35 protein-coding genes and 1 riboswitch are annotated in these 25,732 nt (G+C 65.1%); of the genes, 32 read left to right on the forward strand and 3 right to left on the reverse strand.

Translation table 11 applies throughout. The features are described from left to right. The first annotated feature begins 94 nt into the window (after window positions 1–94). Both tuf and ACP7BH_RS01480 read left to right on the forward strand, forming a co-directional pair. Window positions 95–1,285, forward strand: coding sequence for an elongation factor Tu (gene tuf, locus ACP7BH_RS01475; RefSeq protein WP_135195311.1), 1,191 nt, complete (start codon window positions 95–97; stop codon window positions 1,283–1,285). A 155-nt stretch (window positions 1,286–1,440) separates the two neighbouring features. After that, on the forward strand, window positions 1,441–3,036 hold the full coding sequence (locus tag ACP7BH_RS01480) for a carboxylesterase/lipase family protein (RefSeq protein WP_425984293.1): 1,596 nt from the start codon (window positions 1,441–1,443) through the stop codon (window positions 3,034–3,036). 3 nt (window positions 3,037–3,039) lie between these two features. Here the strand turns inward: ACP7BH_RS01480 and ACP7BH_RS01485 are convergent, their stop codons facing one another. Beyond that, on the reverse strand, window positions 3,040–4,101 hold the full coding sequence (locus ACP7BH_RS01485) for a L,D-transpeptidase family protein (RefSeq protein WP_425984291.1): 1,062 nt from the start codon (window positions 4,099–4,101) through the stop codon (window positions 3,040–3,042). A 37-nt stretch (window positions 4,102–4,138) separates the two neighbouring features. Further along, window positions 4,139–4,300 carry a hypothetical protein gene (locus tag ACP7BH_RS01490; RefSeq protein ID WP_167762547.1) on the reverse strand — a complete coding sequence of 54 codons (162 nt, stop codon included), beginning with the start codon at window positions 4,298–4,300 and terminating at the stop codon, window positions 4,139–4,141. Window positions 4,301–4,451: 151 nt separating this feature from the next. Here ACP7BH_RS01490 and ACP7BH_RS01495 point away from each other — a divergent pair, with 151 nt between their 5' ends. The 3 genes from ACP7BH_RS01495 (at window position 4,452) to ACP7BH_RS01505 (ending at window position 7,526) form a co-directional block, all read left to right on the forward strand. Then, window positions 4,452–5,612: a GNAT family N-acetyltransferase gene (locus tag ACP7BH_RS01495; RefSeq protein WP_425984289.1), complete on the forward strand. Its 1,161-nt coding sequence runs from the start codon at window positions 4,452–4,454 to the stop codon at window positions 5,610–5,612. 13 nt (window positions 5,613–5,625) lie between these two features. Next, the gene (locus ACP7BH_RS01500) at window positions 5,626–6,540 is read left to right on the forward strand and encodes a transcriptional regulator (RefSeq protein ID WP_425984287.1); all 915 of its coding nucleotides are present in this window, start codon (window positions 5,626–5,628) and stop codon (window positions 6,538–6,540) included. 98 nt (window positions 6,541–6,638) lie between these two features. After that, window positions 6,639–7,526 carry a GIN domain-containing protein gene (locus tag ACP7BH_RS01505; protein WP_425984285.1) on the forward strand — a complete coding sequence of 296 codons (888 nt, stop codon included), beginning with the start codon at window positions 6,639–6,641 and terminating at the stop codon, window positions 7,524–7,526. A 138-nt stretch (window positions 7,527–7,664) separates the two neighbouring features. Here ACP7BH_RS01505 and ACP7BH_RS01510 read toward each other — a convergent pair whose 3' ends face one another. Then, window positions 7,665–8,423: a hypothetical protein gene (locus tag ACP7BH_RS01510; RefSeq protein WP_425984283.1), complete on the reverse strand. Its 759-nt coding sequence runs from the start codon at window positions 8,421–8,423 to the stop codon at window positions 7,665–7,667. Between the two features lie 251 nt (window positions 8,424–8,674). Further along, window positions 8,675–8,877, forward strand: a riboswitch (cobalamin riboswitch). 110 nt (window positions 8,878–8,987) lie between these two features. Here ACP7BH_RS01510 and metE point away from each other — a divergent pair. The 27 genes from metE to ACP7BH_RS01645 all read left to right on the forward strand — a co-directional run bounded on the left by metE (window position 8,988) and on the right by ACP7BH_RS01645 (window position 25,659). Next, window positions 8,988–11,324: a 5-methyltetrahydropteroyltriglutamate--homocysteine S-methyltransferase gene (metE, locus tag ACP7BH_RS01515; RefSeq protein WP_425984281.1), complete on the forward strand. Its 2,337-nt coding sequence runs from the start codon at window positions 8,988–8,990 to the stop codon at window positions 11,322–11,324. Then, window positions 11,321–12,085: an acyl-CoA thioesterase gene (locus ACP7BH_RS01520; RefSeq protein WP_425984279.1), complete on the forward strand. Its 765-nt coding sequence runs from the start codon at window positions 11,321–11,323 to the stop codon at window positions 12,083–12,085. The genes metE and ACP7BH_RS01520 overlap by 4 nt, the downstream gene beginning before the upstream one ends. A 295-nt stretch (window positions 12,086–12,380) precedes the next feature. Continuing rightward, window positions 12,381–12,686 carry a 30S ribosomal protein S10 gene (rpsJ, locus tag ACP7BH_RS01525; RefSeq protein ID WP_105563630.1) on the forward strand — a complete coding sequence of 102 codons (306 nt, stop codon included), beginning with the start codon at window positions 12,381–12,383 and terminating at the stop codon, window positions 12,684–12,686. A 21-nt stretch (window positions 12,687–12,707) separates the two neighbouring features. After that, entirely contained in the window at window positions 12,708–13,457 is a 750-nt protein-coding gene (gene rplC, locus ACP7BH_RS01530; RefSeq protein WP_055753390.1) for a 50S ribosomal protein L3, read from the forward strand. Further along, complete coding sequence (gene rplD / locus ACP7BH_RS01535) at window positions 13,457–14,095, forward strand: 50S ribosomal protein L4 (protein ID WP_135195321.1); 639 nt, start codon at window positions 13,457–13,459, stop codon at window positions 14,093–14,095. Before rplC ends, rplD begins: the two co-directional genes overlap by 1 nt. Beyond that, entirely contained in the window at window positions 14,095–14,397 is a 303-nt protein-coding gene (locus ACP7BH_RS01540) for a 50S ribosomal protein L23 (protein WP_135195322.1), read from the forward strand. Before rplD ends, ACP7BH_RS01540 begins: the two co-directional genes overlap by 1 nt. A 4-nt stretch (window positions 14,398–14,401) precedes the next feature. Then, window positions 14,402–15,238: a 50S ribosomal protein L2 gene (gene rplB / locus ACP7BH_RS01545; protein WP_135195323.1), complete on the forward strand. Its 837-nt coding sequence runs from the start codon at window positions 14,402–14,404 to the stop codon at window positions 15,236–15,238. 2 nt (window positions 15,239–15,240) lie between these two features. Further along, on the forward strand, window positions 15,241–15,519 hold the full coding sequence (gene rpsS / locus ACP7BH_RS01550) for a 30S ribosomal protein S19 (protein WP_135195324.1): 279 nt from the start codon (window positions 15,241–15,243) through the stop codon (window positions 15,517–15,519). Between the two features lie 3 nt (window positions 15,520–15,522). Then, window positions 15,523–15,903, forward strand: coding sequence for a 50S ribosomal protein L22 (gene rplV, locus ACP7BH_RS01555; RefSeq protein WP_135195325.1), 381 nt, complete (start codon window positions 15,523–15,525; stop codon window positions 15,901–15,903). Then, complete coding sequence (gene rpsC / locus ACP7BH_RS01560) at window positions 15,903–16,658, forward strand: 30S ribosomal protein S3 (RefSeq protein ID WP_135195326.1); 756 nt, start codon at window positions 15,903–15,905, stop codon at window positions 16,656–16,658. The genes rplV and rpsC overlap by 1 nt, the downstream gene beginning before the upstream one ends. Window positions 16,659–16,661: 3 nt before the next feature. Next, window positions 16,662–17,102 (forward strand): 50S ribosomal protein L16, encoded by a 441-nt coding sequence (gene rplP / locus ACP7BH_RS01565; RefSeq protein ID WP_087119314.1) that lies wholly within the window; start codon window positions 16,662–16,664, stop codon window positions 17,100–17,102. Next, a complete protein-coding gene (gene rpmC / locus ACP7BH_RS01570) occupies window positions 17,102–17,299 on the forward strand; it encodes a 50S ribosomal protein L29 (protein ID WP_135195327.1) in 198 nt (65 codons plus the stop codon). Before rplP ends, rpmC begins: the two co-directional genes overlap by 1 nt. Before the next feature lie 10 nt (window positions 17,300–17,309). Next, a complete protein-coding gene (gene rpsQ, locus ACP7BH_RS01575; protein WP_008262472.1) occupies window positions 17,310–17,552 on the forward strand; it encodes a 30S ribosomal protein S17 in 243 nt (80 codons plus the stop codon). Between the two features lie 18 nt (window positions 17,553–17,570). Continuing rightward, window positions 17,571–17,939 carry a 50S ribosomal protein L14 gene (gene rplN, locus ACP7BH_RS01580; protein ID WP_003164378.1) on the forward strand — a complete coding sequence of 123 codons (369 nt, stop codon included), beginning with the start codon at window positions 17,571–17,573 and terminating at the stop codon, window positions 17,937–17,939. Window position 17,940: 1 nt separating this feature from the next. Continuing rightward, window positions 17,941–18,249 carry a 50S ribosomal protein L24 gene (gene rplX, locus ACP7BH_RS01585; RefSeq protein ID WP_135195328.1) on the forward strand — a complete coding sequence of 103 codons (309 nt, stop codon included), beginning with the start codon at window positions 17,941–17,943 and terminating at the stop codon, window positions 18,247–18,249. Then, window positions 18,249–18,809, forward strand: a complete 561-nt coding sequence (gene rplE, locus ACP7BH_RS01590; protein WP_017506049.1) for a 50S ribosomal protein L5 — start codon at window positions 18,249–18,251, stop codon at window positions 18,807–18,809. Before rplX ends, rplE begins: the two co-directional genes overlap by 1 nt. 19 nt (window positions 18,810–18,828) lie before the next feature. Further along, window positions 18,829–19,134: a 30S ribosomal protein S14 gene (rpsN, locus tag ACP7BH_RS01595; RefSeq protein ID WP_135195330.1), complete on the forward strand. Its 306-nt coding sequence runs from the start codon at window positions 18,829–18,831 to the stop codon at window positions 19,132–19,134. Window positions 19,135–19,149: 15 nt separating this feature from the next. Further along, entirely contained in the window at window positions 19,150–19,548 is a 399-nt protein-coding gene (rpsH, locus tag ACP7BH_RS01600) for a 30S ribosomal protein S8 (protein WP_135195331.1), read from the forward strand. A 1-nt stretch (window position 19,549) separates the two neighbouring features. Further along, window positions 19,550–20,083 carry a 50S ribosomal protein L6 gene (gene rplF / locus ACP7BH_RS01605; protein WP_346495982.1) on the forward strand — a complete coding sequence of 178 codons (534 nt, stop codon included), beginning with the start codon at window positions 19,550–19,552 and terminating at the stop codon, window positions 20,081–20,083. Between the two features lie 3 nt (window positions 20,084–20,086). Continuing rightward, complete coding sequence (rplR, locus tag ACP7BH_RS01610; protein WP_135195333.1) at window positions 20,087–20,443, forward strand: 50S ribosomal protein L18; 357 nt, start codon at window positions 20,087–20,089, stop codon at window positions 20,441–20,443. 12 nt (window positions 20,444–20,455) lie between these two features. Beyond that, window positions 20,456–21,064 (forward strand): 30S ribosomal protein S5, encoded by a 609-nt coding sequence (gene rpsE / locus ACP7BH_RS01615; protein WP_135195334.1) that lies wholly within the window; start codon window positions 20,456–20,458, stop codon window positions 21,062–21,064. A 2-nt stretch (window positions 21,065–21,066) separates the two neighbouring features. Further along, a complete protein-coding gene (rpmD, locus tag ACP7BH_RS01620; RefSeq protein ID WP_135195335.1) occupies window positions 21,067–21,270 on the forward strand; it encodes a 50S ribosomal protein L30 in 204 nt (67 codons plus the stop codon). A 143-nt stretch (window positions 21,271–21,413) separates the two neighbouring features. Further along, a complete protein-coding gene (gene rplO / locus ACP7BH_RS01625; RefSeq protein ID WP_135195336.1) occupies window positions 21,414–22,007 on the forward strand; it encodes a 50S ribosomal protein L15 in 594 nt (197 codons plus the stop codon). Between the two features lie 127 nt (window positions 22,008–22,134). Further along, a complete protein-coding gene (gene secY / locus ACP7BH_RS01630) occupies window positions 22,135–23,514 on the forward strand; it encodes a preprotein translocase subunit SecY (protein ID WP_409718676.1) in 1,380 nt (459 codons plus the stop codon). Between the two features lie 37 nt (window positions 23,515–23,551). Further along, complete coding sequence (locus tag ACP7BH_RS01635; protein ID WP_409718673.1) at window positions 23,552–24,112, forward strand: adenylate kinase; 561 nt, start codon at window positions 23,552–23,554, stop codon at window positions 24,110–24,112. A 27-nt stretch (window positions 24,113–24,139) separates the two neighbouring features. After that, the gene (locus ACP7BH_RS01640) at window positions 24,140–24,877 is read left to right on the forward strand and encodes an energy transducer TonB (protein WP_425984277.1); all 738 of its coding nucleotides are present in this window, start codon (window positions 24,140–24,142) and stop codon (window positions 24,875–24,877) included. Further along, window positions 24,874–25,659 carry a hypothetical protein gene (locus tag ACP7BH_RS01645; RefSeq protein ID WP_425984275.1) on the forward strand — a complete coding sequence of 262 codons (786 nt, stop codon included), beginning with the start codon at window positions 24,874–24,876 and terminating at the stop codon, window positions 25,657–25,659. Before ACP7BH_RS01640 ends, ACP7BH_RS01645 begins: the two co-directional genes overlap by 4 nt. Window positions 25,660–25,732 lie beyond the last annotated feature (73 nt).

Below are 25,732 nucleotides of genomic sequence, written 5' to 3' on the forward strand. Positions count from 1 at the left end.
AAAGCGGACCTATATGCGCCCGGACCGTAAGGACCGGGCGTCCTTAACCCCCAAACTGCAGGACCCCCGGTTCGGGGACCTTAGGAGCTAGAAAATGGCCAAGGAAAAGTTCGAACGGAACAAGCCGCATTGCAACATCGGCACGATTGGTCACGTTGACCATGGCAAGACGACGCTGACGGCTGCGATCACGATGGCGCTGGCCAAGGCGAGCGGCGGCAAGGCGATGAACTACGCCGACATCGACGCAGCGCCGGAAGAGAAGGCCCGCGGCATCACGATCAACACCGCGCACGTGGAATATGAGACGGCCAACCGTCACTACGCCCACGTCGACTGCCCCGGCCACGCCGACTATGTGAAGAACATGATCACCGGCGCCGCGCAGATGGACGGCGCGATCCTGGTGGTTTCGGCCGCCGACGGCCCGATGCCGCAAACCCGCGAGCACATCCTGCTGGCCCGTCAGGTCGGCGTGCCGGCCCTGGTGGTCTTCATGAACAAGGTCGACCTGGTCGACGACGAAGAACTGCTGGAACTGGTCGAAATGGAAGTGCGCGAGCTGCTGAGCTCGTATCAGTTCCCCGGCGACGACATTCCGATCACCAAGGGCTCGGCCAAGGCCGCGACCGACGGCGTGAACCCGGAAATCGGCGAGCAGCGCGTGCTTGAGCTCATGCAGACTGTGGACGACTACATCCCGCAGCCGGCGCGTCCTCTGGACCTGCCCTTCCTGATGCCGGTCGAAGACGTGTTCTCGATCTCGGGCCGCGGCACCGTGGTCACGGGCCGCGTCGAAAAGGGTATCGTCAAGGTCGGTGAAGAAGTCGAAATCGTCGGCATCCGTCCGGTCCAGAAGACGACCTGCACGGGCGTCGAAATGTTCCGCAAGCTGCTGGACCAGGGTCAAGCCGGTGACAACGTCGGCGTTCTGCTGCGCGGCACCAAGCGTGAAGACGTCGAGCGCGGCCAAGTGCTGTGCAAGCCGGGCTCCATCACCCCGCACACCAAGTTCCTGGCCGAAGCCTACATCCTGACCAAGGAAGAAGGCGGTCGTCACACCCCGTTCTTCACGAACTATCGCCCGCAGTTCTACTTCCGCACCACGGACGTGACCGGCATCGTTCACCTGAAGGAAGGCGTCGAGATGATCATGCCCGGCGACAACGCCGAGCTGAACGTCGAACTGATCACCCCGATCGCCATGGACCAGGGCCTGCGCTTCGCCATCCGTGAAGGCGGCCGCACCGTCGGCGCCGGCGTCGTCGCCAAGATCGTCGAGTAATCGACGCACGATCCGGCCTTCGGGCCGACCAGTAAGCGTAACAGAGCGGCCCCTGGAGAAATCCGGGGGCCGTTTTGCTGTGCGGCAGCGGCGAGGATATTGAACGTCGATTGCGGCGGGGCGTTATGGGCGTCTCCCCAAAGCCAAGGTTCCCGATGCGTCTGATCTCGTTGCTTGCCTGCCTTGTGGCCCTGTCGGCCTGCGCGACCCATCCCGGCAAGGTCGATCATGTCCGGTTCGCCGGCGATGCGAAGACGGTGTTGGCGACGACCGAGGATGGCGTGCTGCGCGGCGTGGACGGGGCGGGGACGCGGGCGTTTCTGGGCGTGCCCTTCGCCGCGCCGCCAATGGACGACCTGCGTTGGCGCGCGCCGCAGCCGATGGAGGCGTGGAGCGGGGTTCGGGATGCGACGCGGATCGCCAAGGACTGCACCCAGGCCATCGGGCGGCGCTCGATCCTGGGAGGCGGCGGCGGGATCGTGGTGGGGTCCGAGGACTGTCTTTACCTGAACATCTACTCGCCGGGCGGGCAGGCGGACGAGGCCCGGCCGGTGATGGTCTATATCCCTGGCGGCGCCTTCACCGTGGGGTCGGGGGCCAATTATGACCCGTCGAAACTGGCTCGCGACCAAGGGCGGGTGGTCGTGACGATGAACTATCGGCTGGGCGCCTTGGGCTGGCTGGCCCATCCGCAGTTTCAAGGCACTGGCGAGGGATTCGGCGGCAACTTCGGCCTGATGGACCAGCAGGCGGCGCTGCAGTGGGTGCATCGCAATATCGCGGCCTTCGGCGGCGATCCGTCCAATGTCACCCTGTTCGCCGAGAGTGCGGGGGCGTGGACGGCCTGTTATCTGATGGCGTCGCCGCAGTCCGAGGGGCTGTATCAACGGGTCATCATGCAGAGCGGCGGATGTCTGGAGCCGTCGTCGCTGGTCAGTGCGCAGGATGCGGCCCAGTCCGGGCCGATGTTCGCCGAACGGCTGGGCTGCACGGGCGCGGATCAGATCGCCTGCCTGAAGGCCTTGCCGGCATGGCGGTTGTCGCGGGCGGCGTCGCTGAGGGCGGGCATCAATGGGCCTGGGTCGTGGGGGCCGGTGCATACGGATGCGACCGTGCCGGAAAGCCCGGCGGCAGCGATCCGCGAGGGGCGGTTCACGCGCGTGCCAGTGATCGTAGGCACGAACCTAGACGAGGGGCGGCTGTTCGCCAACGAGGTGCAGGACATGGACCGCTATCAGAAGGAGACGATCTGGATGTACGGCGACCAGGGCGAGCGGGTGCTGGCGCGTTATCCGGTCGGTAAGGATGGGCCGGCCTACGCCATCGCGACCAACTTCACGGACCAGAGGTTCGCCTGTCCGTCACAGGCGTTGAGGCGGGTGTTGGCGCAGCATGTGCCGGTGTGGGGCTATGAGTTCGCGGATCGCGAGGCGCCGTTCGTGCTGCCGGACTGGATCGTCGGTCTGGACCTGGGGGCCTATCACGCCAGCGAACTGGCCTATGTCTTCGGGACCAGTTGGGTGTTTGCGGACGTGAAGAAATTCACGCCGGAGCAGAAGGCCTTGTCGGAACGGATGCAGCGGCTGTGGGCGACGTTCGGAACGGCGGACTTCGCCGCAGAATGGCCCCGCATCGAGAGTGCGGGGCCGGTTCGAGTGTTCAAGCCAGAGGGCGATGCTATGGACGACGACTTTTTCGCGCGCCACCACTGCGACTTCTGGGACGGGACGCCGTTCGGCGCCGTCCACTGATCCTCAGATAAAGCGGACCGTGACGCCGGGCTTGACCTTGTCGGCCAAGGTCCAGGCATCCCAGTTGGTCAGGCGGACGCAGCCATGCGAGGCGGTCTTGCCGACCAGGTGCGGGTCGGGCGTGCCGTGGATGCCGTAGCTGGGCTTGTTCAGATCGATCCAGACGATGCCGACCGGATTGTTCGGTCCGGGTTTGACTATGACCTTTTCCTTGCTGTCGCCATAGCTGAGCTTTGACGGATCATAGGTGTAGTCGGGGTTCCGGGCGACGCCGTTGACCTTGACCGTGCCGGTCGGGGTCGGGTTGTCGCCGCTGCCGATGGTGGCGGGGAAGTAGGCGATCAGCTTGCCGTCGGCGTCGAAGGCCTTCACCGAGCCTTCGCTCTTGTCGATGTCGATGTGATCGACGTCGGCGGGCAGAGGCGTGGTGTTGACGGCCGGCACCAGCAGCGCCTGACCGACACGGTTGAAGTCGGCGCCCGGGTTCATGGCGCGCAGCAGCGCCTCGGTGACATGGAAACGTTCGGCCAGGGCCTCGACGACGTTGGCGTAGCCCATGTGCGCGGCCTGGCCCTGGGCCTCCAGGTCCGTGGGAACGACGCCCAGATAGGGACCGGCGATGTCCTGCTGCGTTATGGCGTAGGTGGTCGTGATCGCGCCCGGACCGGCGGCAGCGCGCAGCCGGCCCATCACTTCGGCGTCGAGTTCGCCGGTCACGGTCATGGCGTTCGCCTCCTGGAAGGCGGAAATGGCCTGACGCATGTTCGACCCCGCCAGACCATCGATGGCGCCGGGCGAGAAGCGGGCGCGTTCGAGCAGAACCTGGGCGCGGACCAGGGCAGGTTGAGCCTGAGCCTGAGCGGCGTCGGGCTGAGGCGACTGAGCGGCCTGGGGCGCCGGCTGGGCGGGCGGCGTATAGGCGGTGTTCTCGATGGCGTCGCGCGAGAGGGGGCCGGTCGCGCCCGCCTGCACCGCCGGGGCCGAGGCCGGCGCCTGTTCCTCCCTGGGCGAACATGCGGACAGAGACAGGGCGGCGAGGGCTGCGATGCAGGCGGATCGGTTCATTGCGGACTTTCGAGGCAGGCGGGACAGATGGGCGATATCAGTTCTGTTCGCCTGTGGCGGGATCGGTTTCGGTCTCGCCGGAGTTGGAGGAGCCTTCCGAGCCCTTGGGTTCGGTGGCGGGGCGCGGCGGCTCGCCGTCTGCGTCCGGGCGCAGGTTTTCGTTTTCGACGCTTTTGCTGTCGGGGCGTTGGTCGGTCATGGTGGTCTCCCTTTGGATCAAGGCAACGCGCAGGGGGCAAGGCGGCTCCGTCAATGCGCGTTCACCATGCCGGTGAACCCTGATGAAACGCGCGGGGTGCAGGGTGCGGTCTGGAATGGACCTTGCTGCACGGGGTTCAATGAGGATGCGTATGGCCGGAACGCTGCAGGTCGAGATCATGGACGCGGGGGCGCTGGACGCCGCCGCCGTCGCCCTGTGGCGTGCGTGGACGGACGGAAGTCCGGAGCTGGCCAGCCCCTATTTCCGCTGGGAATACGCCGAGATCGCTTCGAGGGTCTGTCCGGGCGCGGCGATCGCGGTGTTCCGGCGCGACGACGAGATCGTCGGCTTCTTCCCGCATCAGCGGCGCGGGGGGGGCGTGCAGCCGCTGGGCGCGCCGATGAACGACTATCACGGGGTCATCGCGCCGTTCGGCGAGACCATCACGCTGGAAGATGTGGCGCGGCTGCTGAAGGCCAAGCGGCTGAACGTGCCCGGCTGGATCGGCGTCGGCGAGACGGGGCAGGCGCGCGAGACGGTGCAGGTCGTAATGCCCGAGACGGGATACGACGCCTGGTACGCCGAGCGGCGCTCGACCTTCGGCAAATATTTTAAGGACAAGGAGCGGGCGCGGCGCAGCCTGGAGGCCGAACTGGGGCCGATCCGGGTGGAGCGCGGGCTGCGCGATCCGGCGCTGCTGGATCACCTGATCGCGCTGAAGGCGGCGCAGTATCGGCGGTCGGGCCTGCACGACATTTTCGCCTGCGGCTGGACGCGGGATCTGCTGCACGCGCTGATGAGCGAGCCGCGCGCGGACTTCGGGGCCTCGATGGCGTCGATGCATGCGGGCGACAAGCTGGTGGCGGTGGAGTTTTCGCTGCACGCCGGGCGGCACTATCATTTCTGGTTCCCGGTCTATGAACCGGCGCTGGCGCGCTGTTCGCCGGGCATACTGCTGAGCATGGACACGATGCGGCTGGCGGCAGCCGAAGGCTTCCGGGTGTTCGACTTCGGGTTCGAGGGCGAGACCTACAAGAAGTATTTCGTCAACGCCCGCCAGACGGTGCGCGAGGCCGTGGTGATGCGGCCCGGCGTGACCCAGGTGCTGGGCGACGTGACGGTGGCGGCGCTGAACCGCGCTGGCGGACGGGGCGAGGCGGTTCGGGCGTCGCTGCGCCGGCGCTGGGCCACCATCGAAGCCTGCGAGGCGACACCGGTCGGGCGGTTGAGAGGCGCAGCGGTTGCGGCGCGATCCGCCGTTCAGAAGGCCGCCGCCAAGAAGAAGACGCCGGCGCGCGTCGCCCACGTCTGAAGGAGAGGCTGCCATGACCGAACGCCGCACCCGCTATCCTGGGCCGATCGCCGAGGCGAAGACGCACGCCCATTCGCTGATCGATCAGGGGTTCGCCGAGGACGCGGCGCTGGCGGCCGTGCTGGATCGCTATCCGGCCGAGCTGTTCGACATCAACCTGTATGACTATGACGACGAGGGGCAGGTCAGCTTGCGCACCGGCGCGCGTGGGCGGCTGTCGGGCGAGGAACTGCTGGAGGCGATCAAGCAGGGACGGCTTTGGGTCAATCTGCGCGGGGTCGAGACGGGCTGGCCCGAGCTGTGGGCGGCGGCCATGAAGGACTTCGCCGCGATCCAGGCGACCTATCCGGGGATGCGGGCGGTGCGCAATGCCGGGCAGTTGATCCTGTCGTCGCCCAAGGCGCGAGTGCCTTATCATTTCGACGCGGCGGGGGTTGTGCTGTTCCACCTGCGCGGGCGCAAGCGTCTGTTCGTCTATCCGGGCGACGAAGGGCATCTGCCCGAGCGCAATATGGAACAGGTGGTGGCCCGCCAGACGACCGAGGAACTGCCTTATACGCTGGCGTTCGAGAACGACGCCCAGGTCATGGATCTGGAGCCGGGGCGGGCGCTGACCTGGCCGTTGTATGCGCCGCACCGGGTCGAGAATCTGGACCGGTTCTGCGTCAGCCTGTCGATGGATTTCCAGACCTGGCCGTCGCGGTTCAGGAACGGGGCGCTGTTCACCAATGCGGTGATCCGCAGCCGCGGCGGCCGGCCGCGCTTCACCGACGGCATGACGACGCCGGAGCTGGCCGCGCGCTGGGCCGCTTCGCTGGCGCTGAAGAAGGCGGGGGCGATGAAGAGCAAGATCGCAAACTTCGAACGCGATTTCGAACCCGAGGTCGGGGCGGCGGACGGGGCGGGCGTCATTGGCCGCCCATCCTGAACTCGGGGGGTTAATTCGAGTTCATGACCCCGAGTTAAAATGACTTCGGCGCGGGCGGCGCGCACCTTCTCCTCACATTCGGGAAAGGGAAGCCGCACATGAAGACCGCACTGATCGCCGCTGCCGCCGTCGCCACACTGACGGGTCTGGCCGCTGCGCCCGCTTCGGCCGCCGAGGTCGAAATCCGCAACGCCGTGGCGCGCGTCGTCGTCATCGTCGAGGATCGCCAGGACATCGGGGTCGAGGTCACGCAGGGCCAGACGCGCCTGCCGGCCATCCAGGTCCGGCGCGAAGGCGGCGACGTGAAGATCGATGGCGGTCTTCGTCGCAACGGCATGTGGGGCGGTAACGACGGCATCCGCAGCTGCAACTCGGGACGGTCGGACGCCGCCCAGCCCGGCCAGGGCGCGACGGTCGAGGTGCGCGACCTGGGGCGCATCCGTCTGGAAGACGCGCCGCTGATCGTGGTGCGCACCCCTCGCACCGTCGGTGTCAGCGCCAGCGGCGCCGTGTTCGGCTCGGTCGGGCGTGGCGCGCGGTCGGTCGAACTGAACAACGGCGGTTGCGGCAACTGGAACGTCGCCAATGTAGACGGCGATCTGGAACTGGGCCTTGGCGGGTCGGGGGCGATCCGCGCGGGCACGTCGCGTTCGCTGGACGCTAGCGTCGGCGGTTCCGGCTCCATCGCCGCCGGACCGACCGGCAGCCTGAAGGCGGCCGTGGGCGGATCGGGCAATGTGGACGTGGCCAGCGTCAACGGCCGGGGCGAGCTGTCGATCGGCGGCTCTGGCGGGGTGAACGTGCGCCAGGGCCGGATGGACAAGCTGTCGGTCGCCATCGGCGGCTCGGGCGATGTCCGCTACGGCGGCGCGACCCGTGATCTGGATGTCGCCATCGCCGGATCGGGCAGCGTTCGCGTCGCCTCGGCCACAGGCTCGGTGTCTCGCTCTGTCGTCGGATCGGGAACCCTGCATATCGGGCGCTAAGACCCGTTTCTCCGCCGCGAGAGGAAAGGCCTCCGGTCGTGGAACCCCGGGGGTCTTTTTCGTGCGTCGCGTCAGCCAAGAAAAAGCCCCGGCGGATCGCTCCGCCGGGGCTCTTCGTCTCAGATCAGACGTCGAGGATCAACGCAGGCCGAACAGCTTGGTGACGCTGCCCAGGTTGCGGCCCAGGGTGCCGCCAGCGCGGTCGCGCGATTGCAGATCGCCACCGAAGTTGTAGCGAACGCCGACTTCGAAGGTGTCGGTCGTCAGATCAGCGTCTTCCAGCTCAGCGCGGTCGTAGCCGGCGAAGACGCTGTAAGGCGTCGCAGCGAAGGCGTATTCGGCGCCGACGCCGGCCGACCAGCCGTCGGTGCTGACGCCAGCGAAGTCCACGTCCGAATAGGAGGCGCGAGCGGCCAGACGCAGGGCGGGCGTGGCGTAGAAGGCGGCTTCACCACCAACGGTCCACAGGTCCGCGTCATCGACGGTGCCATACGACACGACGCCGGTCAGCGTGGCTTGCTGGAAGTACTTCTGACCTTCAGCGCCGAACGTCATCAGCGTGTCGCCACCGGCGATTTCTTCAGCGCCGACGAAGCCGCCGAAACGCATGTCTTCGATGGCCTTGGTCAGGTGAACGGCGCCCGACAGGGTGGTCTCGTCGCCGAAGTCGTAGTCCGAATAGGTGCCGGCGGCGTTGAAGGTCACAGTCCAGTCGCCGAAGGCGGGGGTGGCGACCGTGCCGGCGACGGTGGCGCCGTCCAGGTCGGCGTCAGCGCCGGGAACTTCGATCTTGGAATGGTTGTAGGCGACGCCGACCGAACCGACGGCGTCTTGAGCGAAGGCCGGAGCGGCGAACAGGGTGGCGGCGGCAGCCGTGGCGAGGAGGATCGTCTTCATTTTCTTTTTGTCCTTAGCAGTCTGTGCCCGGATGGGGGTCCAGGGAGGGCGCCTGCTATCAGGATGTGCCGAAGCTGAGCAATAAACCGCCGTTACATAAATGTCTTGAAACTGTCGTGTGGCGGATCGGTCACGCCTTGTGGTTAGAATGTGTCAGTTCGGCGTGCTTCATGGGGCGATCGGTTAACAGAGCCAATCGCATAAACATATAAGCATATCCTTATGTATCTTGACGTGAGCCGTGCCTTGCGGTCATCTGACGGTGTCGTGGTCTGCACGCGCTCCTCGGGGTGCGTGGAGCTAAGAGGGAAGCCGGTGTGAAACCGGCGCTGCCCCCGCAACTGTAAGCGGCGAGTCGAGGGTCCATCTCGTGTCACTGGCGTTCGCGCCGGGAAGGCCGGGCCCGAGGCATCGACCCGTGAGCCAGGAGACCTGCCCCGACAGATAACGTCCTCCGGCGGGGTGCCCGGTCAGGCCGCATGCGCGCCGCCGGACCCATCGCGTCTGCGTCGGCGTCCGCGCGACCCTGTCCGAAACCTGGCCACAACACAGGTTTCGAATGTCATGACCCGCCACACCGTCCAGGTCGCCACCCTCGGCTTTCCCCGCATCGGCCCCAAGAGGGAGCTGAAGACCGCGCTCGAAGGGCACTGGGCCGGAAAGATCGATGTGGAGACGCTGCTGTCCACCGCCGCCGATCTACGTGGCCTCACCTGGGCGCGGCAACGCGATCTGGGCGCCGACATCGTGCCGTCCAACGACTTCTCTCTGTATGACCAGGTGCTGGATCTGACCGCCATGGTCGGCGCCGTGCCGGCGGCCTATGGCTGGAGCGGCGAGAGCGTCGATCTGGCGACCTATTTCGCCATGGCCCGAGGATCGCGGGGCCATGACCAGGTCTGCGAGCATGGCCATGTCCACGGCGGCGGCAATCCCGCCTCGGGGGGCGTGCCCGCCATGCAGATGACCAAGTGGTTCGACACCAACTACCACTACCTCGCGCCCGAGTTCACTGCCGACCAGGTGTTCCGCCTGGGTTCGACCAAGTCGCTGGACGAATATCTGGAGGCCAGGGCGCAGGGGATCGAGACCCGGCCGGTGCTGCTGGGGCCGGTGTCCTATCTGCTGCTGGGCAAGACGCGCGGCGAGGCCTTCGGCGTGCTGAGCCTGCTGCCGCGCCTGTTGCCGGTCTATGCCGAGGTGCTGCGGTCGCTGGCGCGGGCGGGGGCGACCTGGGTGCAGTTGGACGAGCCCTGCCTGGTCACGGACCTGAGTGACGAGGCCAGGGCGGCCTATGACCACGCCTATCGCGTGCTGACGGATGTGACGCCGCCGATCAAGGTGATGCTGACGACCTATTTCGGGGCGCTGGGCGGCAATCTGGAGACGGCGCTGAAGCTGCCGGTGCAGGGGCTGCACATCGATCTGGTGCGCGCGCCGGAACAGCTGGCGCAGGTGGCGTCGGCCGCTCGTCCCGATCAGGTGCTGTCGCTGGGCGTCATCGACGGCCGCAATGTGTGGAAGGCCGATCTGAACGCCGTGCTGGACCGGGTCGAGCCCTTGGTCGCGGCGGAGCGTCAGGTGGTGATCGCGCCGTCCTGCTCGCTGCTGCACACGCCCATCGATCTTGAGCGGGAAACGGCGCTGGATGCGGAGATCAAGGACTGGCTGGCGTTCGCAGTGCAGAAGGTTGGCGAACTGGCGATCCTGGCGCGGGCGCTGAACGAAGGTCGGGCGGCAGTGAAGACCGAGCTGGACGCCTCGACCGCGTCGGTCGCCTCGCGCCGCACCTCGCCGCACATCAACGATCCCAGGGTGCAGGCGCGGGCGGCCGATACCGATCCGGCGCTGTCGAACCGAAGCTCCAGCTTCGAGATCCGGCGCGGAGTGCAGCAGCGGCGGCTGAACCTGCCGGCCTATCCAACCACGACCATCGGCTCGTTCCCGCAGACGGCCCAGGTCCGCAAGGCGCGCGCCGAACACGGCAAGGGCGTCATCGACGATGCGGCCTATGCCCGGTTCCTGCGCGAGGAGACGGCGCGGACGGTGAAATGGCAGGAGGACCTGGGGCTGGACGTGCTGGTCCACGGTGAGTTCGAGCGCAACGACATGGTCCAGTATTTCGGCGAGCAGCTGTCAGGCTTCGTCTTCACCAAGGCCGCCTGGGTGCAGTCCTATGGTTCGCGCTGCGTCCGGCCGCCGATCATCTTCGGCGACGTGTCTCGGCCCAGGCCGATGACGGTGGAGTGGTGGCGTTACGCCCAATCCCTGACCGACCGGCCGATGAAGGGGATGCTGACGGGACCGGTCACGATCCTGAACTGGTCCTTCGTCCGCGACGACCAGCCGCGCAGCACGACCTGCCGCCAGATCGCCTTCGCCATTCGCGACGAAGTGACGGACCTGGAGACGGCCGGCGCCGCTGTGATCCAGATCGACGAGGCGGCGCTGCGTGAAGGCCTGCCGCTGCGTCGCGCCGACTGGGCGGGGTATCTGGAGTGGGCGGTCGAGAGCTTCCGCATCACGGCCTCGGGGGTCAGGGACGAGACGCAGATCCACACCCATATGTGCTATTCCGAGTTCAACGACATCATCCAGTCCATCGGGGCCATGGATGCGGACGTCATCTCCATCGAGACCTCGCGGTCCAGGATGGAGCTGCTCGACGCCTTCTCCGACTATCGTTATCCGGCCGAGATCGGGCCGGGCGTCTATGACATCCATTCGCCGCGCGTGCCGTCGGTCGAGGAGATGGCGGCCCTGCTGACGGCGGCGGCGGGCAAGCTGCCGGCGGATCGGCTGTGGGTGAACCCGGATTGTGGCCTGAAGACGCGCGGCTGGCCCGAGACCGAGGCGGCGCTGACGAACATGGTCGCCGCTGCGAAGGCTGCACGGGCTTGAGCGTCACGCTTATCGACATGGTGTTCCCTGGGGACGCCAATCACCACGGGACTTTGTTCGGGGGCGTCGTTCTGGCGCACCTGGACAAGGTCGCCTTCCTGGCCGCCGCGCGTCATGCGCGGCGGCCGACCGTGACGGCGGGGTGCGAACGGATCGACTTCGCCGTGCCTGCCCGGATCGGGGAGATGGTGGAGGCGACGGGCAAGGTCGTGCGCGTCGGCCGCACGTCCATGGGCGTCGAGGTCGAGCTATGGGCCGAGGCGCCGGTCAGCGGCGAGCGGCGGCTGTGCACACGGGGCGTCTTCAACATGGTCGCGCCGCGCGGGCCAGGGCAGGGCGACCTGCGTCCTCTTCAGGAAGATCCGCCCGAGGATGACGGCTGGCTGCGGGCGGTGGAGATGGTCTTCCCGACCTGGACCAATCACTACGGCACGCTCTACGGCGGCGACGCGCTGAAGCTGATGGGCAAGGCGGCCTTCATATGCGCCACGCGCAAGGCCAGGGCCGTCATGGTCATGGCGGCGTCGAACCGCATCGACTTCTCGTCTCCCATAAGAGAAGGCGACATGATCGAACTGGCGTCGCGCGCCATAAAGATCGGCCGGACTTCCGTCACCATAGAGGTCGAACTGTGGGCCGAGGGGCTGCTGACGGGCGAACGGAGACGGTCTGCAGCGGCCGAGTTCGTCATGGTGGCGGTGGACGAAGCCGGACGGCCCAGGCCGATTTACAGGCCGGCGTCGGCGCTGGAGATCGCCTGACGAAATCCTGTGTCAGCACGGGTTTGCGCGCTTGACGAAATCAGAATCGGTAGGCATAAGCCACCACTCTTGTTGGACCGGCTGTGCAGTTCGCTGCAAACGCGGTCCGCAGGAACGACCTAAGTCACTGTTCTTTGCAGCTTCTTGGGACTTCAGCGGCCTTCGCGGGTAACTGCGTGGGCCGATCGTTTTTGCGGATTTGCGTTCCCTGAGGGCTTTTTGCCCGAAGGCCTTCGGTCTTTGAAATAGTTCACAGGGACGCGGTCCTCCGACCGCATTGGAAGTAAGCACCGATATGGATCAAAGCATCCGCATCAGGCTCAAGGCCTTTGATCACCGCGTCCTCGATTTCTCGACGCGCGAGATCGTCAATACAGCCAAGCGCACCGGCGCGACCGTTCGCGGTCCGATTCCGTTGCCGACCCTGATCGAAAAGTTCACCGTGAACCGCTCGCCGCACGTCGATAAGAAGTCGCGTGAGCAGTTTGAAATCCGCACGCACAAACGCGTGCTCGACATCATCGACCCCACCCCGCAGACCGTGGACGCGCTCATGAAGCTCGACCTGTCCGCCGGTGTGGACGTCGAGATCAAGATTTAAAGTAGAAAGAGGCGGGATCCGATGCGCACGGGCGTGATCGCCAAGAAGCTGGGCATGACCCGCGTGTTCGCCGATGACGGCGCGCACGTACCGGTCACTGTGCTCCAGCTCGACGGCTGCCAAGTCGTCGGCCAACGTACCCAGGAGCGTGACGGTTACGTCGCCCTCCAACTGGGTGCTGGCACGAAGAAGGCCAAGAACACTAACAAGGCTCAACGCGAGACCTTCGCCAAGGCGGAAGTCGAACCGAAAGCCTATGTGACCGAGTTCCGCGTCGATGCGGACGGTCTGCTGGACGTGGGCGCCGAACTGTCGGCCGAACACTTCCTGGTAGGCCAGAAGGTCGACATCCAGGGCGAGACCATCGGTAAGGGTTTCGCCGGCGCCATGAAGCGCTGGAACTTCGGCGGCCTTCGCGCCACCCACGGCGTTTCGGTCTCGCACCGTTCGCACGGTTCGACGGGTAACCGTCAGGACCCGGGTCGCACGTTCCCCGGCAAGAAGATGGCCGGCCACTACGGCACGGAAACCGTCACCACCCAGAACCTGACCGTCGTCCGCGTGGACGCCGAGCGTGGCCTGATCCTGATCAAAGGCGCTGTCCCCGGTCATGACGGCAGCTACGTCAAGGTTCGTGACGCCATCAAGAAGGCTCGCCCGGCCGACGCTCCGTTCCCCGGTGCGCTGAAGTCGAGCAAGTCTGCTGCTCAACCCGCCTCGACTCCGGCTGAAGAAGCCCCCGTCGAAGCGACCGAAGGCGGTGAAGCGTAATGAAACTCTCTGTCATCCAACTCGACGGCAAGGCTGCTGGCGACGTGGAACTGTCGGACGCCGTCTTCGGCATCTCCGACATCCGCGGCGACATCCTGGCCCGCACCGTCAACTGGCAACTGGCCAAGCGCCGCGCCGGTACGCACAAGGTTCAAACCCGCAACGAGAACTCTCGTACGGGCAAGAAGATGTACAAGCAAAAGGGCACCGGCGGCGCTCGTCACGGTTCGCGCCGTGCACCGCAGTTCGTTGGTGGTTCGCGCGCCTTTGGTCCGATCGTTCGCGATCACGGCTTCTCGCTGCCGAAGAAGATCCGCGCGCTGGCCCTGCGTCACGCCCTGTCCTCCAAGGTCAAGTCGGGCGACCTGATCATCGTCGACACCGTCTCGGTCAAGGAAGCCAAGACCGCCTCGCTGCGCGAGACGCTCGGCAAGCTGGGCTGGACCAAGGCTCTCATCATCGCGGGTCCCGAAGTCGACACGAACTTCGGCCTGGCCGCACGCAACATCCCGCACATCGACGTGCTGCCGAACGCCGGCCTGAACGTCTATGACATCCTGCGGGCTGACAAGCTGGTGCTGACCAAGGCCGCCATCGAAGCGATCGAAGCTCGCTTCAGCGATAAGGAAGCCGCGTAATGGCCGCTCAACCTACCGCCAAGCACTACGACACGATCCTCTCGCCGATCATCACCGAGAAGGCGACGATCCTGTCCGAGCAGAACAAGGTCGTCTTCCGCGTCGCCGACACGTCGACCAAGGACGAGATCGCCGCGGCGGTCGAAAGCCTGTTCAAAGTCAACGTCCTGAAGGTCAACACCCTGGTTCAAAAGGGCAAGACCAAGCGCTTCCGGGGTATCCTGGGTCGCCGGGTCGACATCAAAAAAGCGATCGTAACGCTGGCCGACGGCCAGTCGATCGACGTCACCACGGGGCTCTGATCAGATGGCCTTGAAACATTACAATCCGACCTCGCCGGGCCGTCGCGCCCTCGTGCTGGTCGACCGTTCGGAGCTCCACAAGGGCCGTCCGGAAAAGTCGCTGACCGAAGGCCTGACCAAGTCGGGCGGACGCGGGCAGGGCGGTCGCATCGCGGTCCGCTTCCGTGGCGGCGGCGCCAAGACCCTGTACCGCCGGATCGACTTCAAGCGTCGTAAGTGGGACATGGTCGGCACGGTCGAGCGTCTGGAATACGATCCGAACCGCACGGCCTTCATCGCCCTCGTGACCTACGAAGACGGCGAGAAGACCTACATCATCGCGCCGCAACGCCTTAAGGCGGGCGACACGGTGATCGCGGGCGAAAAGACCGACGTGAAGCCGGGCAACGCCATGCCGCTCCGTTCGATGCCGGTGGGTACGATCATCCACAACATCGAAATGAAGCCAGGCAAGGGCGCTCAGCTGGCCCGTTCGGCCGGCGCCTACGCCCAACTGGTGGGTCGCGATCAGGGTTACGCCCAGATCCGTCTCGGCTCGGGCGAACTGCGCATGGTCCTGGACGGCTGCATCGCCACGGTGGGCGCGGTTTCGAACCCCGACCACATGAACCAGAACCTGGGCAAGGCCGGTCGCAAGCGTCATATGGGCTTCCGCCCGCACGTTCGCGGCGTCGCCATGAACCCGATCGACCACCCGCATGGTGGTGGTGAAGGCCGGACCTCTGGTGGTCGTACCCCGGTTACGCCGTGGGGCAAGGACACCAAGGGCACCCGTACCCGTAAGAACAAGGCTACGGACAAGTACATTATCCGTACCCGCCACGTTAAGAAGGCTCGCTAAGAATGGCCCGCTCCTCCTGGAAAGGCCCGTTTGTCGACGGGTATCTGCTCAAGAAGGCCGACGCCGTTCAAACGTCGGGCCGCAAGGACGTGATCAAGACCTGGTCGCGCCGCTCCACCATCCTGCCGCAGTTCGTCGGTCTGACGTTCGGCGTCCATAACGGTCAGAAGCATGTGCCCGTGTCGGTCTCGGAAGAGATGGTCGGCATGAAGCTCGGCGAGTTCGCCCCGACCCGGAGTTTCCCGGGTCACGCGGCGGACAAGAAGGCCAAAAGGAAGTAACTGATGGCCCAGACAAAAAATGAGCGTCGGGTCGCCCCGACAGAGGCCCGCGCAAAGCTGGTCAACGTACGCATCAGCCCGCAAAAGCTGGGCCTGGTCGCCGCATCGATCCGCGGCATGCCGGTCCAGAAGGCGCTGAACGAGCTGGAGTTCAGCCGTAAGCGTATCGCGACCGATGTCCGCAAGGTCCTGTATTCGGCGATCTCGAATGCCGAGAACAACCACAACCTCGACATCGACAACCTGATCGTCGCCGAGGCCTATGTGGGCAAGAACCTGGTGATGAAGCGCTTCGCGAGCCGTGCTCGTGGTCGTTCGTCGCGCATCCTGAAACCGTTCAGCGAGATCACCATCGTGGTCCGTGAAGCCGGCGAGGCCGCCTGATGGGTCAGAAAATCAATCCGATCGGTCTGCGCCTCGGCGTGAACCGTACGTGGGACAGCCGTTGGTTCGCCGCCGGCGCCGACTACTCCCGCCTGCTGCACCAGGACCTGAAGCTGCGCGAGTGGCTGCGGGAACGTCTGGGCGCCGCCGGTGTGTCGCGCATCATCATCGAGCGCCCTCACAAGAAGTGCCGCATCACCATCTACGCCGCCCGTCCGGGCGTCGTGATCGGTAAGAAGGGCGCTGACATCGAGAAGCTCCGCAAGGACATCTCGGCGCGCACCGAAGGTGAAGTTCACCTGAACATCATCGAAGTCCGCAAGCCGGAAACCGATGCGCAGTTGATCGCTGAAAACATCGCGCAACAACTGGAACGCCGCGTGGCCTTCCGTCGCGCCATGAAGCGTTCGATGCAGTCGGCGATGCGTCTCGGTGCCAAGGGCATTCGTATGAATGTCGCCGGTCGTCTGGGCGGTGCGGAAATCGCACGTATGGAATGGTATCGCGAAGGTCGCGTGCCGCTTCACACGCTGCGCGCCGACATCGACTATGGTTTTTATGAAGCCAAGACGACCTACGGCATCATCGGCGTGAAGGTCTGGGTCTTTAAGGGTGAAGTGCTGGAGCACGATCCCATGGCGCAGGACAAGCGTTGGGCCCAGGAAGCTTCGGGTCCGTCCTCGAACGAAGGCCGCGAACGCGGCGGCCCCCGTGGCGACCGCGGTCCGCGTCGCGACCGGGGACGTGAGAACTAAGTCATGTTGCAACCGAAGAAGACCAAGTACCGCAAGGCCTTCAAGGGCCGGATCCATGGCTCGGCCAAGGGTGGCTTCTCGCTGAACTTCGGGTCGTATGGCCTGAAGACGCTGGAGCCGGAACGCATCACTGCGCGTCAGATCGAAGCGGCTCGCCGCGCGATCACTCGCCAGATGAAGCGTCAGGGCCGCGTCTGGATCCGCGTCTTCCCCGACCTGCCCGTCACGGGCAAGCCGGCCGAAGTCCGGATGGGTAAGGGCAAGGGCGCCGTGGACCACTGGGCCGCGCGCTGCCACCCTGGCCGTATCCTGTTTGAAATCGACGGCGTTCCGGACGATGTCGCCCGCGAAGCGCTCCGTCTCGGCGCAGCCAAGCTGCCGGTCCGCACCAAGGTGGTGACCCGCATCGACGCCGGCGTCGCTCATGTCGAGGTAGCCGCCTGATGACCAAGATCGCCGACTTGCGGTCGCAAACGACCGACCAACTGTCCGACGAGCTGCTGAAGCTCAAGAAGGAACAGTTCAACCTGCGCTTCCAGGCGGCCACCGGCCAAATGGAAAAGACTCACCGCGTTGGTGAAGTCCGCAAAGACATCGCACGCATCTCGACGCTTCTGCGCGAGCAGCGTGCGGCCTCGTAAGGAAACGAATATGCCCAAGCGAATTCTTGAAGGCGTGGTCGTGTCCGACAAGGGCGAAAAGACCGTCGTCGTGAAGGTGGAGCGCACGCTGCTTCACCCCGTTCTGAAAAAGATCGTTCGTCTTTCGAAGAAGTATCACGCGCACGACGAAGCCAACGCGCTCAAAGTCGGCGACATCGCTCGCATCGTCGAGTGCGCCCCGAAATCCAAACTGAAGCGCTGGGAAGTCCTTTCCAACGCCTCGGCCTCGTAATCAGAAGGATCTGATCTTATGATCCAGATGCAAACTAACCTGGAAGTGGCCGATAATTCGGGCGCCCGCCGGGTCATGTGCATCAAGGTGTTGGGCGGCTCCAAGCGCCGCTACGCCTCGATCGGCGACACAATCGTCGCCTCCGTGAAGGAAGCCATCCCTCGCGGCCGCGTGAAGAAGGGCGACGTCGTTCGCGCCATCGTCGTGCGCACCGCCAAGGACATCCAACGCAAGGACGGCTCGGTCATTCGTTTTGACAAGTCGGCCGCCGTCATCGTCAACAAGCAGAACGAGCCTGTCGGCACGCGGATCTTCGGCCCGGTTCCTCGCGAACTGCGCGCCAAGAACCACATGAAGATCATCTCGCTGGCTCCGGAGGTCCTGTAACATGGCCGCCAAGATCAAGAAGGGCGACCGCGTCGTCGTCCTCACCGGCAAGGACAAGGGCCGCACGGGCAACGTGCTGAAGGTCCTGCCTACCGAAAACCGCGTCCTCGTCGAAGGCTGCAACATGGTTCAGCGCCACACGCGCCCGAGCCAGGCTGACCCGCAGGGCGGTATCAAGAACAAGGAAGCCTCGCTTCACCTGTCGAACGTCGCGATCGCCGACGCCAACGGCAAGGCGACCCGCGTCGGCTTCAAGATCGATGGGGACACCAAGGTCCGCATCGCCAAGACGACGGGAGACGTCATCTGATGGCTACCGAAAAGTACACTCCGCGCCTCAAGGACGAGTATCACGCTCGCATCCGCCAGGTGATGAAGGAAAAGTTCGGCTACACGAACGAAATGCAGGTGCCCAAGCTGGACAAGATCGTCCTGAACATGGGCATCGGTGAAGCTGTCGCGGACTCCAAGAAGGCGAACACCGCCCTCAAGGATCTGACGGCCATCGCCGGTCAGAAGGCCGTCGCCACCAAGGCCCGTAACTCCATCGCCGGCTTCAAGCTGCGCGAAGGCATGGTCATCGGTGGCAAGGTCACCCTGCGCGGCGACCAGATGTACGAGTTCCTGGACCGGTTCATCACGATCGCGCTGCCGCGCGTGAAGGATTTCCGGGGTCTGAAGGGCACGTCCTTCGATGGTCGCGGCAACTACGCCACGGGTCTGAAGGAACACATCGTGTTCCCGGAGATCAACTACGACCAGATCGATCAGATGTGGGGCATGGACATTGTCGTCTGCACCACGGCCAAGACCGATGAGGAAGCCAAGGCTCTCCTCACCGAGTTCAAGTTCCCGTTCGTGAAGAACTGAGCGGGAAGGGAAGAGCACAATGGCTAAGAAAAGCGCCGTAAACCGTAACGAAGCCGTCAAGGCCCTGGTTGCGAAGTATGCCGCGAAGCGGGCCGCCCTGAAGGCGACCGCCAACGACGAAAACCTGCCGCTGGAGGAGCGCTTCGACGCGCGCCTGAAGCTGGCTGAACTGCCGCGCAACTCCGCGCCGAGCCGCATTCGCAACCGTTGCGAAGTGACGGGTCGTCCGCGGGCGTTCTATCGCAAGCTCAAGATGAGCCGGATTGCGCTGCGTGAACTCGGTAACCAGGGCCAGATCCCTGGCCTGACGAAATCCAGCTGGTAAGGGGAGCGAACAGACATGATGATCAACGATCCCCTGAGCGACATGATCGCTCGCATCAAGAACGCGGCGACCCGCAAGCGTTCCAAGGTGCTGACCCCCGCTTCTCGTCTGCGTCAGCGCGTCCTCGACGTGCTGCAGGACGAAGGCTACATCCGCGGCTACAACCTGGTTCAGAACCCGGGTGAGTTTCCGCAGTTCGAGATCGAGCTGAAGTACTTCGACGGTCAGCCCGTCATCGCCGAGATCGCTCGCGTGTCCAAGCCGGGCCGCCGCGTCTATTCGGCGATCGGCGATCTGAAGCCGATCAAGAACGGCCTCGGCATCTCGATCCTCTCGACTTCGAAGGGCGTCATGTCCGACGCCTCCGCCCGCGACGCTAACGTCGGCGGCGAAGTTCTCTGCAGGGTCTACTGATATGTCCCGTATTGGCAAGAAAACCATCGCTGTGCCGAAGGGCGTGACTGTCACGCTCGACGGCCAGAAAGTCACCGTGAAGGGCCCCAAGGGCGAGAGCTCCTGGACCGTCGCCGAAGAAATCGAAGTCACCCAGGAAGGCGACGAACTGTCGCTTGGTCTGCGGTCGGACACGCAACGCGGTCGCGCGATGTGGGGCCTGTCGCGCACCCTGGTCGACAACATGGTCGTCGGCGTCACCTCCGGCTTCGAAAAGTCGTTGGAGCTGGTCGGCGTGGGTTACCGCGCCGCCATGAAGGGCGACGCCCTTTCGCTGCAACTCGGCTTCTCGCATGAAGTCGATATCGCTCCGCCGGCCGGCGTCAGCTTCGCAGTGCCGAAGCAAACCGAGATCAAGGTCTCGGGCGCTGACAAGCAAGCCGTCGGTCAGATCGCCGCGGTCATCCGCAAGCTGCGTCCGCCGGAGCCCTACAAGGGCAAGGGCGTCCGTTACGCGGGCGAGAAGGTCCGTCGCAAGGAAGGCAAGAAGAAGTAAGTCATGGCTCTTTCTCTTCGACAACAAGCCAAGCGCCGCTCGGAGCGCACTCGTCGCCGCCTGAAGGCTGTCGCCAACGGTCGCCTTCGTCTGTCGGTCAGCCGTTCGGACAAGAACATCTCGGCCCAGATCATCGACGACGCCCAAGGCGTGACCGTCGCGTCTGCCTCGTCGCTGGAAGGCGGCAAGGGCAAGCGTGGTTCGGACACCGCTGCGGCCGCCGCGATCGGCAAGCTGATCGCCGAACGCGCCATCGAGAAGGGCGTCAAGGACGTCGTCTTCGACCGTGGCGAGTACATCTATCATGGACGGGTCAAGGCGCTGGCGGAAGCCGCGCGTGAAGCCGGCCTGAACTTCTAAGGGACGCGACAGATGGCGCATCAACCCCAACGTGGCGGCGGCGGCAACGACCGCAACCGTCGTGACAACCGCAATGGCCCCCAAGCCGATGGTCCGGATTCGGACATCGTCGAGAAGCTGGTCCACATCAACCGCGTCGCCGCCACCGTCAAAGGCGGCCGTCGCTTCAGCTTCGCAGCCCTGATGGTCGTCGGTGACGGCAAGGGTCGCGTGGGCTTCGGTCACGGCAAGGCGCGTGAAGTGCCGGAAGCCATCCGCAAGGCGACCGAAGAAGCCAAGAAGACCATGATCCGCGTTCCGCTTCGCGAGAACCGCACCCTGCACCACGACGGCAACGGCCGTTGGGGCGCCGGCAAGATCATGATGCGCGCTGCCCCTCCCGGGACCGGCGTCATCGCAGGTGGTCCGATGCGCGCCGTGCTCGAAACCCTCGGCGTCCAGGACGTCGTGGGCAAGTCGACCGGTTCGTCGAACCCCTACAACATGATCCGCGCGACGTTCGAAGCGCTGAAGGTCCAGTCCTCGCCCCGTCAAGTCGCGTCCAAGCGCGGCAAGAAGGTCGCGGATCTGATGGGCCGTCGCAACGACGGCGCTTCGACGCCCGAAGCTGTGGAGTCCTAATCATGGCCCCGTCCAAGAAGACCGACGCCAAGACCGTCACCGTCAAGCAGACCGGTTCGCCGATCCGCCGCAAGAACGACCAGCGCGCCACCTTGGTGGGCCTGGGTCTGAACCGCCTGGGTCGTGAATCGACCCTGGAAGACACGCCTTCGGTTCGTGGGATGATCGCCAAGGTCGCCCACCTGACCGAGATCGTCGAAAAGTAAGCCGTTTCGCCCTCTCCCGAACCCGGGGGAGGGCGTTTCTGCACTTGCGAATACCCCAGGGGTCGCCTATCAGCGGCCCTTAAATTTTTACAGCCGAGTCCGGATCAGTGGTCCGGGCGCTAGCACCCGAAAGGATCAGGCATATGAAACTGAACGAAATCCGCGACAACGAAGGCGCGCACAAGAAGCGCATGCGTGTCGGCCGTGGCCCCGGTTCGGGCAAGGGCAAGACCGCTGGCCGTGGCGTCAAGGGTCAGAAGTCGCGTTCGGGCGTCGCCATCGGCGGCTTCGAAGGCGGCCAAATGCCGCTGTACATGCGTATGCCTAAGCGCGGCTTCAATAACGCCAACGCTCTGAAGCTGGCGGAAGTGAACCTGTGGCGCTTGCAGGACGCCATCGACGCCGGCAAGCTGGACGCCAAGTCGGAACTGAAGGGCGACGCCCTGGTCGCCGCCGGCGTCATCCGTCGTGTCAAGGACGGCGTGCGCCTGCTGGGCACCGGCGAGCTGAAGCAAGCGCTGAACTTGGTTGTCTGGTCGGCCACCTCGGGCGCCATCAAGGCCATCGAAGCCGCTGGCGGTTCGGTCGTTCAAGAGCGCATCGCCGCCGAAGCCAAGGCCGCTGCACGCGTCGAGAAGCGCAACCTGGCCAAGGGCAAGGTTCCGCCCGCCAAGGCACGTCTGGGCGACGAGAACAAGATCTCGGCCCGCACCAAGCGCGCCGCCGCCAAAGCCTGATCAACGCGTCGTTGCGGCTGATTGGGCCGTGGCCTGAACACATCGCAGCGACGAAAGAACGGAAGCGGCCTCGCAAGAGCGCCGCTTCTCGCCTATCTGACGACTCAATCAGTCGTGGGGACGCATAATGGCTTCGGCCGCAGAACAACTCGCCGCCAATATGAACATGGGCTCGTTCGCGAAAGCGACCGAGCTGCACAAGCGCCTGCTGTTCACGCTGGGCGCGCTCCTGGTCTATCGGATCGGGACGTATGTGCCGATTCCGGGCATCAACTCGCAGGCCTTCCTGCAGTTCTTCCAGGACCCGTCGGGTCAGCGCGGCATCCTGGACATGTTCAACATGTTCTCGGGCGGCGCGGTCGAGCGTATGGCCATATTCGCGCTGAACGTGATGCCGTACATCTCGGCCTCGATCATCGTGCAGCTGATGGGCACCGTGTATCCGCCCTGGGAGAAGCTGAAGAAGGAAGGCGGCGAAAGCGGCCGCAAGCAGCTGAACCAGTACACCCGCTATTTGACGGTGTTCCTGGCGCTGGCGCAGTCCTTCGGCATCGCAGCGGGCCTGAACAGCACGGCCGGCCTGGTCGACAATCCGGGCGTCTTCTTCATCGCCTCGACGGTCGTGACCCTGACCGGCGGCACCATGTTCCTGATGTGGCTGGGTGAGCAGGTGACGGCGCGCGGCGTCGGCAACGGCATCTCGCTGATCATCTTCGCCGGTATCGTGGCGGTCCTGCCGTCCACCATCGCCCGCCTTCTGGGCCTGGCCCAGCAAGGCCAGATGTCGGCCTTCGCCCTGTTGTTCATCGCCGCGCTGGCGGTGGCGACCGTGGTCTTCATCGTCTTCATGGAACGCGCCCAGCGCCGCCTTCTTATCCAGTATCCGAAGCGCCAGGAAGGCAACCGCATGGCCGGGGGCGAGCGTTCGTTTCTGCCGCTGAAGGTCAATACCGCAGGTGTGATTCCGCCGATCTTCGCCTCGTCGCTGCTGATGCTGCCGACGACGGTGGCGACCATGACGGCCAACGCCGACCTGCCCAGCTGGATGAGCTGGCTGCCGCTGGTGACGGCGCAGCTGACGCACGGCCAGCCGCTGTTCATGGCGCTGTACGCCGCCCTGATCGTCTTCTTCTGCTTCTTCTACACCTCGATCACCTTCAACCCTGAAGACACAGCCGAGAACCTGCGTAAGTATGGCGGCTTCCTGCCGGGCATCCGTCCGGGCAAGCGCACGGCGGAATATCTGGACTATGTCCTGACCCGCCTGACCGTGATCGGGGCGGCCTACATCACAGCCGTCTGCCTGCTGCCTGAGTTCCTGGTCGCCCAGATGGGCAACAGCCTCTACTTTGGCGGAACGTCTATCTTGATTGTCGTGTCGGTCACGATGGACACTGTGGCGCAGATTCAGTCCCAACTGCTGGCGCACCAGTACGAAGGCCTGATCAAGAAGGCGAAGCTGCGCGGTCGTGGCGGTCGTGGCGCGCCCACGCCTGTGCGCCGCTAGGTCTTAAGCTGACAGACGCCCAGGGGAGGGCTGAAGCATGAACTTGATCCTGTTCGGACCGCCGGCGGCGGGCAAGGGCACCCAGGCGAAGCGGCTGGTGGAAGAGAAGGGCATGGTCCAGCTCTCCACCGGCGACATGCTTCGCGCGGCGATCGCCTCTGGCTCGGAGCTGGGGCTCAAGGTCAAGGACGTGCTGGCGCGTGGCGATCTGGTCACCGACGAGATCGTCATAGCCCTGATCGAGGATCGCCTGACGGAGGCCGAGGCCGCCGGCGGCGCCATCTTCGACGGCTTCCCCCGCACCGTGGCCCAGGCCGAGGCGCTGGACGAGATGCTGGCCAAGCGTGGTGTCCAGATCGACGCCGTCGTGCGGTTGAAGGTCGATGACGCTGCGCTGACGGAACGGATCGCCAAGCGGTTCGCCGAGCAGGGCCGGCCCGACGACAATCCTGAATCGTTCAAGGTTCGGCTTGAGGCCTACAATCGCAACACGGCTCCGCTGCTTCCCTATTATGAAGCCCAGGGCAAGCTTACCGAAGCCGACGGCATGGGCACCATCGAGTCTGTGGCCAAGGCCATCGACGAGGCCCTGGCCTGATTTGCGATCTCAGGCGTTGATCGCCTGATGAACGAGCCTGCCGATCCCAGACCTGAGAAGAGCCGCCTGCGTCGCTGGCGCATGGCGGGCATCTTCGTCGCCGTCGCCGTCGCCGAGATCGGCCTGTTCCTGCTGCTGGGGCGGGTGAGGGGACCGGCGCAGACGCCAGTGGTCGAGCCGCCGCCGTTCGAAGTCGTGCTCTACGATCCCCCGCCGCCGATTTCCAACGAAGCGCTTGCACCCGAGACGGGCGGCGGCGCGCCCGCTGCGCCCTCCGTCATCCACACGCCTCCACATCCGCCCAAGGACCGTCCGCGCGAGGTTCCCGCGCCGGCTGTGAAGGCGCCCGAGCCTGCGCCCGTCGTGGGTATCGCGCCCGCCCCGTCGCCCCAGCCCGGTTTTGGCCAAGGCGGGCAGGGGACCGGCAGCGGATCCGGCGTGGGATCGGGCAATGGTCCCGGCAGCGGCTCGACCGGACCGCGCCTGGTCACTGGCCCCACCATCGGCCAGATTCGCGCCAATCACCCGTCGAACGCGCGCAGCCGTTATGGTCGGGTGGAACTGTCTTGCATAATCCGCCTGGACAGCCGTCTGGACGGTTGCCGCGTGGTGGACGAGTCGCCGCCCGGTATGGGCTTCGGCGCGGCGGGCCTTCAGGTCTCCGGCTTCTTCCGTTTTCAGCCCCCCACCGAGGACGGACGACCCGTCGAGGGACAGCGCGTCACTGTTGGTGTGGACTTCGGGCGTCCGCCGAACAGAGATTGACGAAGGCCGTGATGGATTTCATGGTGGCGGCGGAGGGAAGTATGTTCGCCGCATTACATTTTTCTTCGCCTCGACGCCGCAGCATGCGGCTCCTGACGGCGGTTCTGGTGGCTGCAATTCACCTAGCAGCCCTATGGCTGCTGGCGACCACGGCGACAAGAATGGTCGTGCCTTCCGAACCTCCAGTTTTCAATGTTGTTTTGTTTCCTCGCATCGGCGTCGGTGCGAACAGCGATTTGAGCACGTCGGGAGGCGCTCCTGCGGCGCCATCTCGTATCCACACGCCTCCGATCTTTCCTGATCTGGAAGAAGAGATCGCGGCCCCGCGCGCCCAAGACATCGCTCAGCCGTTGGTGACTGGCTTGGCCGATGTTGTAGGCCCCGCTCCCGGCATGGGCGAGGGCGGCGTCGGTGATAGGCTGGGTGCCGGGTTAGGGGCCGGCAATGGACTCGGAGATGGAGGGCAGAGCGGCCCGACGCTGATCCAGGGGCCTGCTCATTCAGTCATATCGGAATCCGTGTCCAGAGCCGCGCTTTACGATAGCGCCGGCGCGCATGTCGTTTTGCGGTGCCAGCTAAGGATATCCGAGCGGTTGGAACGTTGTCGTGTGATCGGAGAGCACCCTCGACCCTCTGGTCACCGACGAGAAGCTCTTGCGCGTGCAAGGGAGTTTCGAATTAAACCTCCTACGAGAAACGGAATTGCGATGGATCGTCACACGATGACGGTTGCCCTGGCTTTTCCGCTTCCAAAGGAAGAGGCGGACCAGCCCTCTGGTTGACGCCTCGTGAATCACATGTATAAGGGCGCCTTCCCGCGAAGGGCGCCACGCTCCTGGTCTGTTGACCGGAGCG

The sequence above is a fragment of the Brevundimonas sp. TWP2-1 genome, from assembly GCF_049897645.1.
Lineage (GTDB): Bacteria > Pseudomonadota > Alphaproteobacteria > Caulobacterales > Caulobacteraceae > Brevundimonas.

Coding starts and splice junctions, on each gene's coding strand:
- metE (WP_425984281.1), top strand. CDS start 8,988: ATGACCCGCCACACCGTCCAGGTCGCCACCCTCGGCTTTCCCCGCATC.
- rplO (WP_135195336.1), top strand. CDS start 21,414: ATGAAACTGAACGAAATCCGCGACAACGAAGGCGCGCACAAGAAGCGC.
- ACP7BH_RS01640 (WP_425984277.1), top strand. CDS start 24,140: ATGAACGAGCCTGCCGATCCCAGACCTGAGAAGAGCCGCCTGCGTCGC.
- tuf (WP_135195311.1), top strand. CDS start 95: ATGGCCAAGGAAAAGTTCGAACGGAACAAGCCGCATTGCAACATCGGC.
- rplC (WP_055753390.1), top strand. CDS start 12,708: ATGCGCACGGGCGTGATCGCCAAGAAGCTGGGCATGACCCGCGTGTTC.
- ACP7BH_RS01495 (WP_425984289.1), top strand. CDS start 4,452: ATGGCCGGAACGCTGCAGGTCGAGATCATGGACGCGGGGGCGCTGGAC.
- rpsC (WP_135195326.1), top strand. CDS start 15,903: ATGGGTCAGAAAATCAATCCGATCGGTCTGCGCCTCGGCGTGAACCGT.
- rpmD (WP_135195335.1), top strand. CDS start 21,067: ATGGCCCCGTCCAAGAAGACCGACGCCAAGACCGTCACCGTCAAGCAG.
- secY (WP_409718676.1), top strand. CDS start 22,135: ATGGCTTCGGCCGCAGAACAACTCGCCGCCAATATGAACATGGGCTCG.
- ACP7BH_RS01635 (WP_409718673.1), top strand. CDS start 23,552: ATGAACTTGATCCTGTTCGGACCGCCGGCGGCGGGCAAGGGCACCCAG.
- rpmC (WP_135195327.1), top strand. CDS start 17,102: ATGACCAAGATCGCCGACTTGCGGTCGCAAACGACCGACCAACTGTCC.
- rplR (WP_135195333.1), top strand. CDS start 20,087: ATGGCTCTTTCTCTTCGACAACAAGCCAAGCGCCGCTCGGAGCGCACT.
- rplP (WP_087119314.1), top strand. CDS start 16,662: ATGTTGCAACCGAAGAAGACCAAGTACCGCAAGGCCTTCAAGGGCCGG.
- rplE (WP_017506049.1), top strand. CDS start 18,249: ATGGCTACCGAAAAGTACACTCCGCGCCTCAAGGACGAGTATCACGCT.
- ACP7BH_RS01500 (WP_425984287.1), top strand. CDS start 5,626: ATGACCGAACGCCGCACCCGCTATCCTGGGCCGATCGCCGAGGCGAAG.
- rplD (WP_135195321.1), top strand. CDS start 13,457: ATGAAACTCTCTGTCATCCAACTCGACGGCAAGGCTGCTGGCGACGTG.
- ACP7BH_RS01510 (WP_425984283.1), bottom strand. CDS start 8,423: ATGAAGACGATCCTCCTCGCCACGGCTGCCGCCGCCACCCTGTTCGCC.
- rpsJ (WP_105563630.1), top strand. CDS start 12,381: ATGGATCAAAGCATCCGCATCAGGCTCAAGGCCTTTGATCACCGCGTC.
- rplV (WP_135195325.1), top strand. CDS start 15,523: ATGGCCCAGACAAAAAATGAGCGTCGGGTCGCCCCGACAGAGGCCCGC.
- rplB (WP_135195323.1), top strand. CDS start 14,402: ATGGCCTTGAAACATTACAATCCGACCTCGCCGGGCCGTCGCGCCCTC.
- rpsE (WP_135195334.1), top strand. CDS start 20,456: ATGGCGCATCAACCCCAACGTGGCGGCGGCGGCAACGACCGCAACCGT.
- rpsS (WP_135195324.1), top strand. CDS start 15,241: ATGGCCCGCTCCTCCTGGAAAGGCCCGTTTGTCGACGGGTATCTGCTC.
- rpsN (WP_135195330.1), top strand. CDS start 18,829: ATGGCTAAGAAAAGCGCCGTAAACCGTAACGAAGCCGTCAAGGCCCTG.
- ACP7BH_RS01490 (WP_167762547.1), bottom strand. CDS start 4,300: ATGACCGACCAACGCCCCGACAGCAAAAGCGTCGAAAACGAAAACCTG.
- rplN (WP_003164378.1), top strand. CDS start 17,571: ATGATCCAGATGCAAACTAACCTGGAAGTGGCCGATAATTCGGGCGCC.
- rplF (WP_346495982.1), top strand. CDS start 19,550: ATGTCCCGTATTGGCAAGAAAACCATCGCTGTGCCGAAGGGCGTGACT.
- rpsQ (WP_008262472.1), top strand. CDS start 17,310: ATGCCCAAGCGAATTCTTGAAGGCGTGGTCGTGTCCGACAAGGGCGAA.
- rpsH (WP_135195331.1), top strand. CDS start 19,150: ATGATGATCAACGATCCCCTGAGCGACATGATCGCTCGCATCAAGAAC.
- ACP7BH_RS01505 (WP_425984285.1), top strand. CDS start 6,639: ATGAAGACCGCACTGATCGCCGCTGCCGCCGTCGCCACACTGACGGGT.
- ACP7BH_RS01485 (WP_425984291.1), bottom strand. CDS start 4,101: ATGAACCGATCCGCCTGCATCGCAGCCCTCGCCGCCCTGTCTCTGTCC.
- ACP7BH_RS01480 (WP_425984293.1), top strand. CDS start 1,441: ATGCGTCTGATCTCGTTGCTTGCCTGCCTTGTGGCCCTGTCGGCCTGC.
- ACP7BH_RS01540 (WP_135195322.1), top strand. CDS start 14,095: ATGGCCGCTCAACCTACCGCCAAGCACTACGACACGATCCTCTCGCCG.
- rplX (WP_135195328.1), top strand. CDS start 17,941: ATGGCCGCCAAGATCAAGAAGGGCGACCGCGTCGTCGTCCTCACCGGC.